12 protein-coding genes are annotated in these 15,067 nt (G+C 44.3%); 6 read left to right on the top strand and 6 right to left on the bottom strand.

Features of this window, described 5'->3' with window-relative positions; translation table 11 throughout:
- Positions 1 to 2 precede the first annotated feature (2 nt).
- Positions 3 to 314 carry a 50S ribosomal protein L21 gene (rplU, locus tag ED652_RS06630; RefSeq protein ID WP_004740823.1) on the bottom strand — a complete coding sequence of 104 codons (312 nt, stop codon included), beginning with the start codon at positions 312 to 314 and terminating at the stop codon, positions 3 to 5.
- Positions 315 to 582: 268 nt separating this feature from the next.
- Between rplU and ispB the strand changes: the two genes are divergently transcribed.
- Complete coding sequence (ispB, locus tag ED652_RS06635; protein WP_102281921.1) at positions 583 to 1,554, top strand: octaprenyl diphosphate synthase; 972 nt, start codon at positions 583 to 585, stop codon at positions 1,552 to 1,554.
- A 79-nt stretch (positions 1,555 to 1,633) separates the two neighbouring features.
- Here ispB and ED652_RS06640 read toward each other — a convergent pair whose 3' ends face one another.
- Together ED652_RS06640 and mdh are read right to left on the bottom strand one after the other, a co-directional pair.
- A complete protein-coding gene (locus tag ED652_RS06640; protein WP_017100846.1) occupies positions 1,634 to 1,825 on the bottom strand; it encodes a hypothetical protein in 192 nt (63 codons plus the stop codon).
- A 129-nt stretch (positions 1,826 to 1,954) separates the two neighbouring features.
- The gene (gene mdh / locus ED652_RS06645) at positions 1,955 to 2,890 is read right to left on the bottom strand and encodes a malate dehydrogenase (RefSeq protein ID WP_010434414.1); all 936 of its coding nucleotides are present in this window, start codon (positions 2,888 to 2,890) and stop codon (positions 1,955 to 1,957) included.
- 332 nt (positions 2,891 to 3,222) lie between these two features.
- Here mdh and argR point away from each other — a divergent pair, with 332 nt between their 5' ends.
- From argR to ED652_RS06665, 4 genes are all read left to right on the top strand, one after another.
- The gene (gene argR / locus ED652_RS06650; RefSeq protein WP_004735909.1) at positions 3,223 to 3,693 is read left to right on the top strand and encodes a transcriptional regulator ArgR; all 471 of its coding nucleotides are present in this window, start codon (positions 3,223 to 3,225) and stop codon (positions 3,691 to 3,693) included.
- Between the two features lie 342 nt (positions 3,694 to 4,035).
- Entirely contained in the window at positions 4,036 to 5,004 is a 969-nt protein-coding gene (locus tag ED652_RS06655) for a TAXI family TRAP transporter solute-binding subunit (RefSeq protein WP_017078819.1), read from the top strand.
- 255 nt (positions 5,005 to 5,259) lie between these two features.
- Complete coding sequence (locus ED652_RS06660; RefSeq protein ID WP_122053960.1) at positions 5,260 to 7,839, top strand: TRAP transporter permease; 2,580 nt, start codon at positions 5,260 to 5,262, stop codon at positions 7,837 to 7,839.
- A 104-nt stretch (positions 7,840 to 7,943) separates the two neighbouring features.
- A complete protein-coding gene (locus tag ED652_RS06665) occupies positions 7,944 to 8,381 on the top strand; it encodes a universal stress protein (protein WP_029223337.1) in 438 nt (145 codons plus the stop codon).
- A gap of 124 nt (positions 8,382 to 8,505) precedes the next feature.
- Here the strand turns inward: ED652_RS06665 and ED652_RS06670 are convergent, their stop codons facing one another.
- Entirely contained in the window at positions 8,506 to 9,468 is a 963-nt protein-coding gene (locus ED652_RS06670; protein ID WP_122053962.1) for a D-2-hydroxyacid dehydrogenase, read from the bottom strand.
- Positions 9,469 to 9,502: 34 nt separating this feature from the next.
- The gene (gene rluA / locus ED652_RS06675) at positions 9,503 to 10,237 is read right to left on the bottom strand and encodes a bifunctional tRNA pseudouridine(32) synthase/23S rRNA pseudouridine(746) synthase RluA (RefSeq protein WP_122053963.1); all 735 of its coding nucleotides are present in this window, start codon (positions 10,235 to 10,237) and stop codon (positions 9,503 to 9,505) included.
- A 158-nt stretch (positions 10,238 to 10,395) separates the two neighbouring features.
- Between rluA and ED652_RS06680 the strand changes: the two genes are divergently transcribed.
- Complete coding sequence (locus ED652_RS06680; protein WP_122053965.1) at positions 10,396 to 11,667, top strand: NRAMP family divalent metal transporter; 1,272 nt, start codon at positions 10,396 to 10,398, stop codon at positions 11,665 to 11,667.
- 116 nt (positions 11,668 to 11,783) lie between these two features.
- Here ED652_RS06680 and rapA read toward each other — a convergent pair whose 3' ends face one another.
- Positions 11,784 to 14,693 carry an RNA polymerase-associated protein RapA gene (gene rapA, locus ED652_RS06685; protein WP_122053966.1) on the bottom strand — a complete coding sequence of 970 codons (2,910 nt, stop codon included), beginning with the start codon at positions 14,691 to 14,693 and terminating at the stop codon, positions 11,784 to 11,786.
- Positions 14,694 to 15,067: the final 374 nt, after the last annotated feature.

The raw sequence follows: 15,067 nt of genomic DNA on the forward strand, positions 1-15,067 counted from the left end.
ACTTAAGCGTTAATGCCAGTGATTTTCACTTCTGTGAACCACTGACGGTGACCAGCTTGCTTACGCGAGTGCTTACGACGACGGAACTTAACGATTTTTACTTTATCGCCACGACCGTGTTGTACTACTTCTGCAGTAACTTTGCCACCTTCAACAAGAGGTGCACCAACAGCGATTTCTTCGCCGTTAGCAACAAGAAGAACTTTATCAAATTCTACAGTTGCACCAGTTTCAACGTCTAATTTCTCTAAACGAAGTGTTTGACCTTCGCTTACTCGGTGTTGTTTGCCACCAGATTGGAAAACAGCGTACATATTTTACTCCGCTTTTTCCGCACAGCCTATGGTTGTTAATTCTACAACTCGGGTGTGCGCTAAACTAATCAATAGGGCGCAGATTCTACGGGAATCATGCCGCTATGACAAGCCATATTTTTAAAATATTGGCGAAAACATGTTCGCCAAAGAAAAGTGCGGCAATGATGCCTTTAAGTGATGTATTAATCAACGTTTTTTAGTGTATTATTCAACAATTAAATACAACGTATAAGCCTTACAGGGTCTAACTTCAGCCGGATGAACAATGGATTTTAAAGCTATCCAAACGCTTACTGCCAATGATATGGCAAAAGTGAATGAAACAATTCAAGCCCAACTTAATTCTGACGTAAGTTTAATCAACCAGCTTGGTTTTTATATCGTTAGCGGTGGTGGCAAACGCCTACGCCCTTTGCTTGCTCTTTTATCAGCTCGCGCACTTGGTTACCAAGGAGAGGCTCATATAACCTCAGCCGCGTTTATTGAGTTTATCCACACAGCAACACTGCTTCATGACGATGTTGTCGACGAATCAGACATGCGACGTGGCAAAGCGACAGCGAATGCTGCGTTTGGTAATGCAGCCAGCGTTTTGGTTGGTGATTTTATCTACACCCGCTCATTCCAGATGATGACGACGCTAGGATCTTTAAGGATCCTTGAGCTAATGAGCGAATCAGTAAACGTGATTGCCGAGGGTGAAGTTCAACAATTGATGAACTGTAATAACCCAGACACCACAGAAGAAAGCTACATGCAGGTGATCTATTCAAAGACCGCTCGTTTGTTTGAAGCCGCAACCCAAATTGGCGCGATTCTTACAGAGTCTTCACCTGAAATCGAAACAGCAATGCAAAACTACGGTAAGTACCTAGGCACTGCATTCCAGCTTATTGATGATGTGATGGACTACACCGCTGATGGTAAAGAGATGGGTAAAAATGTTGGTGATGACCTAGCAGAAGGCAAACCGACGTTACCGTTGCTCTACGCAATGCATCATGGATCACCAGACCAAGCGAGCATGATTCGTGAAGCGATTGAAAAAGCCAATGGTATGGAACGTCTCGACGACATTATGTCTGTAATGAAAGAAACAGGCTCGTTAGAATACACGACCAATAAAGCCTATGAAGAAGCTGATAAAGCCATTGCTGAGCTTTCTATTCTTCCTGATTCAGAATATAAGCAGGCTTTAACTACGCTAGCTCACCTTGCAGTAAAACGTAGTAAGTAAATAGAAGCTAAGTAGACAGCTATATAAAAAAAGAGCCGGTTGGCTCTTTTTTTTATCCTGCTTGATATTACTCTGGCTTTCAATAACGACTCGATTCTAATGATAAAGGTAATTGCGCTTCGATCTCTTCAAGTTCTTCCAATGGAACCGCATATTGCTTATGACTGTTGTAAGACTCAAACAAAGCGAACTGTTCTTGTTCATCGATAACCAATATCTTGCCCAAGCGACCTAGATAGTTAACATTCATTCCCTTTTGTACTCTAGCCATAATCCAATACCCTAATTCTTCGTGATTAGAAAAAGATTACGAGTGGGCTGAATGCAAGGATCAAAAAAGCCGATCACAATGATCGGCTTTCGTTAACTGTCTTTTTAGCAGAGTTCAGTTATCTATCGCTTATTTAGCGAATTCAACACCGATCTCAATATCGCCGTTTAGCGTTTCTAGCATGCTGTCTAGTGCGTTGCGTTCGAAATCGCTCAGTTCACCGTAGCTAAGGATCGCTTCTGCGCCCTCTTTGCCAAGTTTAACTGGTTGTGCGAAGAATGGTGCGTGCTCGCCTTCACCTTCAACGTATGCACACTCAATCACGTTCTCTTCGCCTTGAAGTGCTTTCACTAGAGCAAGACCGAAGCGACAAGCCGCTTGACCCATAGATAGAGTCGCACTACCGCCACCCGCTTTAGCTTCTACTACTTCAGTACCCGCGTTTTGGATGCGAGTTGTTAGCGCTGCGATTTCTTCGTCAGTAAACTCAACACCTTCAACTTGAGAAAGAAGAGGAAGGATCGTTACACCAGAGTGACCACCGATAACAGGAACACGAACATCGCCTGGATCTTTATCTTTCAGCTCAGCAACAAACGTTTCAGAACGAATGACATCAAGAGTCGTAATACCGAATAAACGACGCTTGTCGTAAACACCCGCTTTCTTAAGTACTTCAGCAGCGATTGGCACTGTTGTGTTTACTGGGTTAGTGATGATACCAACACAAGCAGTAGGACAAGTAACGGCAATTTTTTCAGCTAGAGACTTAACAATGCCAGCATTCACATTGAAAAGATCCGCACGATCCATACCAGGTTTACGAGCAACACCCGCAGAAATAAGCACAACATCCGCACCTTCAAGTGCTGGAGTTGGATCTTCACCCGCGTAACCTTTGATCGAAACAGGCGTTGGGATGTGGCTAAGATCGGCAGCAACACCCGGAGTTACCGGAGCGATGTCGTAAAGTGCAAGATCTGAACCAGCAGGCAGGCGGTTCTTTAGTAGTAGGGCTAGGGCTTGACCGATGCCACCAGCGGCACCAATAACAGCTACTTTCATTGTTATTCTCCTTGAGAGATTTCTCTTATAGATTCTTTGTAGAGTAATTCTTGAGCTAAATTTAAGTTAAAAAACTATATTAATCACAAAGTGATTACAATCAATTAACGCCAGCTTTGCGACTTCGCGCAAGTCAATAAAACCGTGCCACACAGCGAGTTGGCATTATGGGGATAATCATCTGAAATAACAAAATAAGTCGCCACTAATAACACATTATTCTATTAAATTTTTACAGTGATATGACTAACAAATTACCGTGATATTTTGGCTAAGATTGAATATGTATGCGAGAATATGCAGATATCTTTATTAATGAATAAGAATGACATATGCGCAATACAGAAAAACAAGACAACTTAGTTCGTGCTTTTAAATCATTATTAAAAGAAGAACGTTTTGGTTCGCAAGGCGAGATTGTCGATGCCCTCAAACATGAAGGTTTTGAAAGCATCAACCAATCTAAAGTTTCGCGTATGTTAACTAAGTTTGGCGCAGTTCGAACGCGCAATGCAAAAATGGAGATGGTTTACTGCCTTCCGGCTGAACTTGGCGTCCCGACAGTTTCAAGCTCTTTAAGAGAGTTGGTGCTAGATATTGACCACAACAATGCATTAGTTGTGATACACACAGGCCCTGGTGCTGCGCAGCTTATTGCCCGCTTATTGGATTCATTAGGTAAGTCAGAAGGTATACTGGGCGTAGTCGCAGGCGATGACACTATCTTTATTACTCCAACCTTGTCCGTGACCACTAAGCAACTGTTTGATTCAGTGTGCGAACTGTTTGAATACGCTGGATAATTGTCATAGTTTCATAACCATCACAACTACTAATGGATCACGAACATCTATTCGCTTCGTGATCCAAATCACATCCTAAGATATCCATCCCCTCCTCTATTAAAACCCACTAAACCATTGATTTTAAAAAACTCAATAGCAAATTAAACACGAGATCTAACCGTCATTTGTTAGATTTTTTAGCTATATCTTTTAACATTTGAGTAATTTTCTGCCAATTTTTGATATTATCCAGCCACTTTTTCATCACATGGATTGAAAAAGGTGCCGTTTCCAAATAGGAAACTCCAGAAACGACTACAATTGTTTCAGGGTTAATAATGAATAAAGGAAGGGAAATTCATGGCATTTACCAAACTTATTAAAGTTGGGGCTATTGCAGCTGCTGTAATGGGCGCTGGCGCAGTTAACGCTCAAGAGTTCATCACAATTGGTACTGGTTCAGTAACGGGTGTTTACTACCCAACTGGTGGTGCTATTTGTAAGCTAGTGAACAAAGGCCGCAAAGACCACAACATTCGTTGTTCTGTCGAGTCTACTGGTGGTTCAATCTACAACGTTAATACCATCCGTGCTGGTGAACTAGATTTCGGTGTTGTTCAATCGGATTGGCAATACCACGGCTACAACGGTACAAGTAAGTTCAAAGATCAGGGCGAATACAAGAAACTTCGCGCTATGTTCTCTCTACATACAGAACCGTTCAACATCATCGCTCGTACCGATGCTGGCATCAACAATGTGTCTGACCTAGCTGGTAAGCGTGTAAACATTGGGAATCCAGGTTCTGGTGACCGTGCAACGATGGGTGTTGTAATGGACGCTATGGGTTGGACTAACGATAGCTTCAAGCTTGCTTCTGAACTAAAAGGTTCTGAGCGTTCACAAGCACTTTGTGATAACAAGATTGATGCATTCATCTACATGGTTGGTCACCCGAACGGTTCAATCAAAGAAGCAACGACTTCTTGTGACGCAAAACTGGTTTCAGCAACTGGTCCGCAGATCGACAAGATCGTAGCTGAAAACCCATACTACGCATACAGCACAGTTCCAGCTGGTATGTACCGTGGTACAGACGCTGACGTAAACAGCTTCGGTGTTGCTGCAACTATGGTAACAACGTCTGACGTTTCTGATGAAGTAGCATACAACGTTGCTAAAGCAGTATTTGAAAACTTTGCTACATTCAAACGCCTGCACCCAGCATTTGCGAACCTGAAGAAAGAAGACATGGTTAAAGCGGGTATCTCAATCCCTCTTCACCCTGGCGCAGTAAAATACTACAAAGAAGTAGGCCTTCTAAAGTAACTCTACTTTAAGCCTACTCTACCAATAAGGAGGCGTGTCCTCCTTATTGGCTTTTCACGTTTTATAAAAATAACCCAAGTGAAAAGAGACAAACCTTTAAGTTTCTCCAATTTGGCGAACTTACCTTCGTATCAAGCCTAAGACAAAGACGAACAAAAAACGCATTTCCCTATCGATTCACTACACTAGATAGGAGATAAATAACGTCTCGTTGTTCGTAAGAAAGGCAGACCATCAATAATAAGGATAAAGTACATGACGCAGACAACATCACCGTCTCCAGATGTGCAAGAAATGGTGGCACAATCAGACACTGGTGCGCGTAGCCCTCACGGTATCCAAGGCCGTATTTTATGGTTTGTGCCTCTATGTTGGTCATTGTTCCAACTTTGGTATGCTTCTCCGCTGCCGTTCATTTTTAACTTCGCAATTTTAAACGACACTGAAGCTCGAGCAATTCACCTTACGTTTGCCATCTTCCTAGCCTTTACCGCTTACCCAGCCATGAAAAATTCGCCTCGGGATAGAATTCCTGCGGTCGACTGGGTATTAGCGCTTGTAGGTAGTTTTTCAGCTTCGTATATCTATATTTTCTATACGGAACTAGCCGGTCGTTCAGGCGCGCCAACAACATTCGATATTGTTGCGGCTGTGTTCGGCATGATTCTACTGCTTGAAGCAACTCGACGCGCTTTGGGTCCACCTCTTATGGTTGTGGCAGCAGTATTCCTACTTTACACCTTTGGCGGTCCTCATATGCCAGACGTGATTGCCCATAAAGGTGCGAGCCTTAATAAAGCAATGTCACATCTATGGCTAACCACAGAAGGTGTATTCGGTGTTGCTCTTGGCGTATCAACGTCATTCGTATTCTTGTTTGTACTGTTTGGTGCAATGCTAGAGCGTGCAGGCGCAGGTGCTTACTTCATCAAAGTAGCATTCTCCTTGCTTGGCCACATGAAAGGCGGCCCAGCAAAAGCAGCCGTTGTTGCATCTGGCCTATCAGGTCTAGTGTCTGGTTCATCTATTGCTAACGTGGTTACCACGGGTACTTTCACAATCCCTCTGATGAAAAGAGTCGGATTCTCAGGTGAAAAAGCCGGTGCAGTAGAAGTAGCCGCTTCAACTAATGGTCAGTTAACCCCACCAATCATGGGTGCTGCTGCATTCTTGATGGTTGAATATGTGGGTATCTCGTATGTAGAAGTGATTAAAGCGGCGCTATTGCCTGCTCTTATCTCTTACATCGCCCTGATTTACATTGTTCACTTAGAAGCATGTAAAGCAGGCATGACAGGCCTACCTCGTCGTCACACACCAACTATCGTACAAAGCCTACTGTCTTTCACTGGTACCATTCTTGGGCTATGTGTCATCAGTGCTGCGGTTTACTACGGTGTCGGTTGGACAAAAGATGTCTTTGGCGATGCAGCAACCCCAATTGTTACCGTTGCTCTATTGATCGCTTATGTAGCCTTGGTTCGAGTTTCAGCAAAATATGCGGCTGAAGGCGGCATGGATATTGATGCTGAGCTAACAGAAGTGCCAGATCCAGGCCCAACCATTAAGTCTGGTTTACATTTCCTATTGCCTATCGTGGTACTTGTTTGGTGTCTGACTGTAGAGCGATTCTCTCCAGGTCTTTCTGCCTTCTGGGCAACGGTATTCATGATTTTCATTTTGATCACGCAGCGTCCTTTGATGACTCTGATGAACAAATCGGACGATCTTGCAGAGCAAACCAAAGCGGGTTTCGTTGACCTATTAGAAAGCTTGGTTTCAGGCGCACGTAACATGATCGGTATCGGTGTAGCAACAGCTGCAGCAGGTACGGTTGTCGGTGTGGTAACGCTGACGGGTATCGGCTTGGTAATGACGGACTTCGTTGAGTTTATCTCAGGCGGTAGCATCATTCTTATGCTGCTATTCACTGCGGTAATCAGCTTAATCTTGGGTATGGGCTTACCAACAACGGCAAACTACATCGTTGTATCAACGCTGATGGCTCCGGTAATTGTTACCTTAGGCGCGGCGCATGGCCTAATCATCCCTCTGATTGCGGTTCACTTGTTCGTGTTCTACTTCGGTATTTTAGCCGATGATACGCCTCCAGTTGGTTTGGCAGCCTTTGCGGCCGCCGCGATTGCAAAATCAGACCCGATTCGAACCGGTATTCAAGGCTTTACCTACGATATCCGAACAGCAATATTGCCATTCATGTTCATTTTCAATACTCAACTACTGTTGATGGGCATTGATTCTTGGTGGCATCTATTCCTCACTATTTTCTCTTCTGTAACTGCGGTGCTTATCTTTGCTGCTGCAACACAAGGTTGGTGGTTTACCAAGAACAAATGGTGGGAAACGATCCTATTATTGGTTCTAACTTTCTCTTTCTTCCGCCCAGGCTTCTGGTGGGACATGATTTATCCAGAAAAAGTTCTTTCACCTGGAGTTGAGATCGCTCAAATCACAGAAGGTCTATCTGTGGGACAATCTCTTGAATTAAGAGTGGGTGGCGAAAACTTAGAAGGTGACTATTCTGAGAAGACGGTTCGCCTTCCATTTGAAGATTCTGCGACAACAAGTGAAGACCGCATTGCTTCAATGGGCTTAATGCTGACGAAATCTGAAGGCAAGATGATTGTCGACATGGTTGAGTTCGGTAGCCCAGCAGAAGCGGCTGGCATTGACTTTGATTGGGAAATTAAATCAGTTATCCAAGACGCGGAAAGACCAATGAAAGAGTGGGTATTCTTACCATCCCTACTCATTTTGATTGGCTTAGCGATGAACCAAAGAAGGCGTGCTCGTAAGGATGAGATTAGCGCGTAATGGATAGAGCCAAGTAGTGCTCAACTCTATTTGGCTTTATTACATGGAAAGGATAATCACAGCGCTTGGTCAATACTAAGCGCTGATAAAAAAGAGAAAAACACATGTATAAACAAATCCTTGTTCCTGTTGATCTTAACGACAAAGGCTTTTCTGACAAAGCTGTTGAATTAGCGGTATGGCACGCAAAGCATAGTAATGCTGAAATCCACATCTTGAACGTATTGCCGGGCATTCACATGTCGATGGTTGCGTCTTACTTCCCGAAAGATGCCGCGAATCAAATGAAGCTTGATGTAAAAAATCAGCTAAAAGAGTTTGCTGACAAATACATCGACGATGAAGTGGTTTATAAGGTTCACGTTGCAGAAGGTAAAACCTACACAACGATTTTAGATTACGCAGAAAAGCTTGGGGCAGACCTGATTGTGATGCCTAGTCATAAGCGCTCGAAAATCGACAAAGTGGTATTGGGTTCAGTGGCGAGTAAAGTCGTACAGAATTCACCAATCAATGTATTGGTAGTTAAGCCGCAAGGCTAATGGCTTCTAGCTTCTAGCTTCTAGCTTCTAGCTAAGTCGAATTGAAGAAAAAACATCAAAAAAGGTTGGCCCAAAGCCAACCTTTTTTCTTTCTGGAACTTAGTCTACAACCGCTTACTGTGAATTAACCGACGATATTCTGCGGCTTCCCATCAGCAAACCTATCAATGTTATCCATCAGAATATCTGAAAGCTTTTGAATTGAGCTATCACTGCCCCACGCTACGTGTGGCGTTAATAATAGATTCGGTAAGTGACTATTCGCCAATAACGGATTCGACGTATCTGCGGGTTCTTGTGTGAACACATCGATGCCTGCACCAGCAATATCATGATTTATCAATGCTTCAACTAAGGCTTGCTCATCGACTAACCCACCGCGGCCAGCATTAATCAATACCGCACTTGGTTTCATCATTGTTAGCTCTCGATCCGAAATCAAATTTCGGGTCGCTTCGGTCAACGGGCAATGTAAGCTGATCGCATCTGCTTGTTGTAACACAGTCTCAAAAGGTAGATATCCTTCTCGACAAGAATTTGCTCCTTTACGCTCAGCAAAGATGACGTTCATACCAATCGCTTTTGCTAATATCGCTGTCGCTTGCCCTAAGCCACCACTACCGATCAAACCTAATGTACTACCTGCAACATCTTGAATCGGATGAGTAAAGAAGCAGAATTGTTTGTCCTTTTGCCACTCGCCTGCCTCGATATCTTGATGATAACCAACGAGGTTTCGCTTTAGCGTAAACAGCATCGCGATAACATGTTCCGGTACCGATTGAGTCGCATAGCCTTGCACGTTTGTCACCGCTATGTTGTTACTCTTGCAGTAGCCAACATCGACATTGTTCACACCCGTTGCTGAAACAGCTATTAGCTTAAGTTGTTGTGCTTTAGTCAAATTCGATTCGTTGAGCACAACCTTATTGGTGATAACCACATCAGCGCCTTCAATTCGCTCAGACACTTGCTCAGGCGAAGTGAAGTCATACTCAACCCATTGATGTTCAAAGCTGAGAGGTTTTAAATGGATTTGAGATGGGATGGTCGCTCGGTCGAGAAAGACCACTTTCAACTTCGGCATTGTACGTCCTTGAATTTATGTCAATTGAGTCATTCTAAGCTTTTAGCTTACTGTAGTCTGGAAGCTCTGGCGCAATTTCAAAGTGCTGTTCGATTTGTGGTGAAGCTTGAAGATAAAACTCGCATGGCACGAAGGCTTTGAAAAGCTGGTTATTAGCTGGATGATAAAAACTCAGTTCACATGCGTGCAAAGCTAGCCTATCGCTATACTCAAACGCCTCTGGCGTAGCATAAAACTCGTCGCCAACGATTGGGTTCCCTAGTTCCATGCAGTGAACACGCAACTGATGAGAGCGACCAGTAATCGGCAGCAATTTCAATAATGTCGTTTGAGGCTCTTGTTGCTCCACAATATATCGAGTCTGTGATAGTTTACCCTCGTCAAAACAGACTTTCTGCCTAGGACGATTTGGCCAATCACAGATAAGCGGCAGATCAATCAAACCTTCAGCTTCACCTACTGAACCCCATACTCGCGCGTAATAGAGTTTGTGTGTCAGTCGATATTGGAATTGCTTCTTAAGATGGCGCTCAGCCTGCTTATGCTTAGCCAATAGCATCAAGCCTGATGTCGACATATCCAACCGATGCACAACCTGAATCTCCGGAAAATCCACAACCAACCGACTCCACATACTGTCGTAGTGCTCTGGCAGTCTCCCCGGTACCGAAAGTAGGCCTGCTGGCTTGTTCACCACAAGAATATCATCATCTTGATAGACAATATCAGTCCACGGTTCACGTGGTGGTGTGTACTGTTCTAACGCCATTAGAGCCTCTTAATTACTGGTTAATAAATAATTCACGGTTAATTCGTTTATTAATAAATACAATTTTCAACATTTTTGTACATAAAAGTTGACGAAGTTACGAAACATGGTATTGATAAGGTAACGGAAAATAAGAACTAAGCCTCAAAGGAAAAACGATGGAAAGTACGGCTAAAACCACCACAACACCAACCTCCGCACCACTTTCAAGCCTGATTAAATCTCTTGGCCCAGGAATCATGATGGCCGCTGCTGCGGTCGGTGGATCTCACTTAGTCGCTTCAACGAAAGCTGGCGCTATTTATGGTTGGCAACTAGCCGCACTGATTCTTTTAGTTAACGTATTTAAGTACCCATTCTTTAGAGCTGGCATCCAATATACCCTTGGTACTGGGCAAAGCTTGGTGGAAGGATATTCTAATCTCGGTCGACCTTACCTTGTTATCTTTTCGATACTAAGTGCCATTTCCGCCGTGGTAAATACCGCTGCCTTACTGCTATTCAGTGCAAGCTTACTGAGTTACTTTATTCCTTTTGATTTAGCCACCAGCACGCTGTGCATGATCGTTTTAGCGACGTGCTTGATCATTCTATTCGCTGGCCATTATCGCGCGCTCGATACGCTGTCCAAAGCGATCATGGCGAGCCTAACCATCACAACCTTAGCTGCCGTTGCCATTGCTATCGGCTCTCCAGTTGAACCTGATGCGGCTTTTGTTCCGCCATCACCTTGGTCATTGGCAGCTATTGGCTTTATCGTGGTGACTATGGGTTGGATGCCTGCGCCTATCGAGATTTCAAGCATCACCTCTATGTGGCTAAAAAGCCAAAAAGAGAAACAAGAAGTGACCGCTCAATCTGCACTGTTCGACTTCAACGTAGGCTACATTGGTACGGCACTGCTTGCTTTGATATTCGTTGCTTTAGGTGCACTTGTACTTCATGGAACAGGCGTTGAACTGTCTCGCTCTGGTGTTGGCTTCACCCATCAATTGGTCGGCATCTACGCTTCTACGATTGGTGAATGGTCGCGTCCACTGATCGCTCTTATCGCCTTCTTCTGTATCTTTGGCAGTACCATTACCGTTATCGATGGTTACTCACGCGTGCTTGCCGAATCACAGCGCCTGTTATTGAAAAAAGAATCGAGCCCAAGAATGCTGCAAGGCTGGATCATCATTGTCTCTCTCGCGGCACTCGCAATTGTGATGTTCTTCAGCGCAGCACTGATGCCAATGCTTGATTTTGCGATGGTGCTTGCCTTTGCTACTACGCCATTCTTCGCATTGCTTAACTTCATCTTAGTAAGCAAAACTAAGCTTCCTGAAGCGCTGGCGATTGGCACTAAGCTAAAATGGTTGTCTGTGGCGGGTCTGGTTTACCTATTTGGCTTCTTAGCTCTGTTCGTTTGGTGGAAATGGTTGATGTAATCTGCTCTCCAGATTCTTAACCAAACTGTTAGCCAAACTGTTAACTAAGTTATAGATACAAATAAGGCCTTCATGATGAAGGCCTTATTTCGTTAAAGCATTTAGCTAATTCAAAACTAGTTGTGAGAAACCACAATCAAACGTAGCGAATCAAGCTGAACCTGAGCCTTGCTGATGTACCCCGTCAGTTCATTGATTTGAGCTTCGATAACCTCTAGCTCTTCATCACGAATGTTAGGATTAACCGCTTTAAGCGCTTGTAGACGCTCTAACTCACCGTTCAAGTTAGTTTGCATATCTTTCTGAGCTTGCTGACGAACTTCTTCAACCTTCGGCAGTACATGCGTCTCACCTGCTTCGATTAGCTTGTGAATCTCACCTTGTACCGAGTTCACTAACTTGCTCGCTAAATGACGGTTTACCGGGCTGAGTTGACGGTTAAAGCTATCGAATTCAACCTGAGCAGATAAATCGTTACCACGACCATCCATCATCAAGCGAATCGGCGTCTTAGGCAGGAACTGGCTGATACCGCTGCGCTTTGGCGCTTGTGCATCAACAAGGTAAACCAACTCAAGTAGAATAGTACCCACTGGCAACGCTTTGTTCTTCAGTAGAGATACCGCAGACGCACCCACACCTTCACTCAATAGCAGATCAATACCACCCTGAATCATTGGGTGTTCCCAGCTAATGAAGTTCATATCTTCACGAGAAAGCGCAGTTTCACGGTCAAACGTAATCGTTGCACCTTCATAAGGTAAGCCTGGGTAGCTTGGCACCATCATGTGTTCAGAAGGTGTCACGACTAACGCATTTTCACCTTTGTCATCTTGGTTCAGACCAATGGTGTCAAATAGGCTTAGAGCAAACGACACTAGGTTAGTATCACCATCAGTAGACGCGATTTTTTCTGCAATCTCATGGGCTTTATCGCCACCATTTGAATGCATCTCTAGTAGGCGATCTCGGCCTTTTTCTAGATCCGATTTCAGACTTTGATTGAGCTTCGCTGATTCTTCAATCACTTCATCAAGTTGCTCGGTGTTACCAGAAGCCAGCATTTCAATCAGTACATCAGAATACTTATCGTAAACTGTGCGACCAGTAGGACAAGTTTCTGCAAACGCATTCAGACCTTCATCGAACCAACGCGCTAGAATTGCTTGTGATGTGCCTTTTAGGTAAGGAACATGAATGTCGATATCACGAAGCTGACCGATACGGTCCAAACGACCAATACGTTGTTCAAGCAAATCTGGGTTAAACGGAAGATCGAACATCACTAACTGGTTAGCAAATTGGAAGTTACGACCTTCAGAACCGATTTCGCTACAGATAAGCACCTGAGCACCGCCCTCTTCTTGAGCAAAGTAAGCCGCAGCTTTATCACGCTCTAGAATCGACATGCCTTCGTGGAATACCGTTGCACGCACACCTTCACGCTCACGTAGAGCTTGTTCCAGTTGAAGAGCCGTACTCGCACGCGAGGCGATCACTAGGATCTTTTCGCTACGCTTGTCTTGGATCTTTTCAATTAACCAATTCACACGTGAATCAAACTGCCACCAGCTTGAGTCTTCACCTTCAAACTCTTGGAAGATCTCTTCTGGGTACAGCATCTTCATCGCACGAGCTTCGGGAGCCATTTTGCCGCCGATCATGCCCGATACACGCATAGAGGTTGTGTACTGCGTTGGAATATCCATCGGCAATAGGTTTACATTACGCTTAGGGAAGCCTTTGATTGCAGCTCGTGTATTTCTGAATAGAACACGACCTGTACCATGGCGATCCATAAGGTTATCAATCAGTTCTTGGCGAGCTAACGCCTGCTCTTCTTCACTGCTATCGCCCTCGATAACGCGGAATAGAGGCTCAACATCTTGTTCAGAAAGCAGCTCAGTGATCTGATTCTTCGCGCTGTTTTCAAGCTTAACGCCAGAGAACAATGCCGTTACTGCATCAGCAACCGGCGCGTATTGGTCTTCTTCTTCAACAAATGCTTCGTAATCGTAGAAGCGATCAGGGTCAAGCAGACGCAGACGTGCAAAGTGACTCTCGCGACCAAGTTGTTCAGGGGTTGCTGTAAGCAGTAGTACGCCAGAGGTGTTTTCAGCTAAGCCTTCAACCACTTGGTATTCGCGGCTTGGTTTGTCTTGGCTCCACTCAAGGTGGTGCGCTTCATCGACAACCAATAGGTCCCATTCACCTTCCAGTGCTTGCTCGTAACGCTTGCGACTCTTACGCAGGAAATCTAGTGAGCACAGAACGTATTGCTGAGTATCAAATGGGTTGTCGGACTCAGCAAAAGATTCAATACAACGCTCTTCATCAAAGATAGAGAAGTGCAGATTGAAACGACGCATCATCTCTACAAGCCATTGATGTTGTAGAGTTTCTGGTACCACGATCAGAATGCGCTCAGCACGGCCAGACAGCACCTGCTGATGAATGATCATACCCGCTTCGATGGTTTTACCTAAACCCACTTCATCAGCCAGTAAAACGCGCGGAGCGTGACGACGACCCACTTCATGAGCAATGTACAACTGATGAGGAATCAAACCAGCACGCATACCACACAAGCCACGCATCGGGCTCTTATGTTGTTGGTATTGATTGCTTAACGCACGGTAACGCAGCACGAAATTATCCATACGGTCGATTTGACCTGCGTACAACTTATCTTGTGGTTTGTTAAAGCGGATCTGGTTGCTTAAGAATATTTCGCGCAGAGTCACCTCTGTCTCTTGAGTGTCTTCGCGAGTGCCCAAATAAGTCAGTAGCCCTTTGTCTTCGATAATTTCTTCGACAGATAGAGACCAGCCTTCTTGGCATTCGATGACATCGCCAACATTAAACGTTACTCGGGTTACGGGAGCATCAGTGCGTGCATAGACACGATTCTCTTCTGATGCTGCAAACATTACTGTCACTGTTCGAGCATCCATTGCTACAACGGTACCTAAACCTAAATCGCTCTCCGTATCGCTTATCCAGCGTTGCCCCAAAGCAAATGTCATGAATCGACTACCTCAATCTTATAGTTGGAATTTGGTCTTGTTTAGCTGCAATTTAAAACAAGAACACTCTCGTTCTCGCATTAAAAATATAGCCAAAAATACCTAATTTGCAGCCACTTTTTAAGTGCGCTCTAGATAATAGATATCTCGAGAAAATGGTGCAGAAAAAGGTCGCTAATCTTACTCGATGCTGTGATTTAGGTCACGCCTAAAGGACATGATTTCATACTTTTTTTCTGTTTTCGCTTGTGCAATCAAACTGTCAAAAAATCATGGTTAATCTATGAGTAGCAGATTGCTGCTCTCAAACGAAGACACTATCTTCACCTACAGCGATATGGTGATATTTATCTAGATGAAGTTTAGGTGAGTAG

Origin of the sequence: Vibrio sp. Evd11, assembly GCF_900382755.1 — a bacterium.
GTDB lineage: Bacteria > Pseudomonadota > Gammaproteobacteria > Enterobacterales > Vibrionaceae > Vibrio > Vibrio lentus.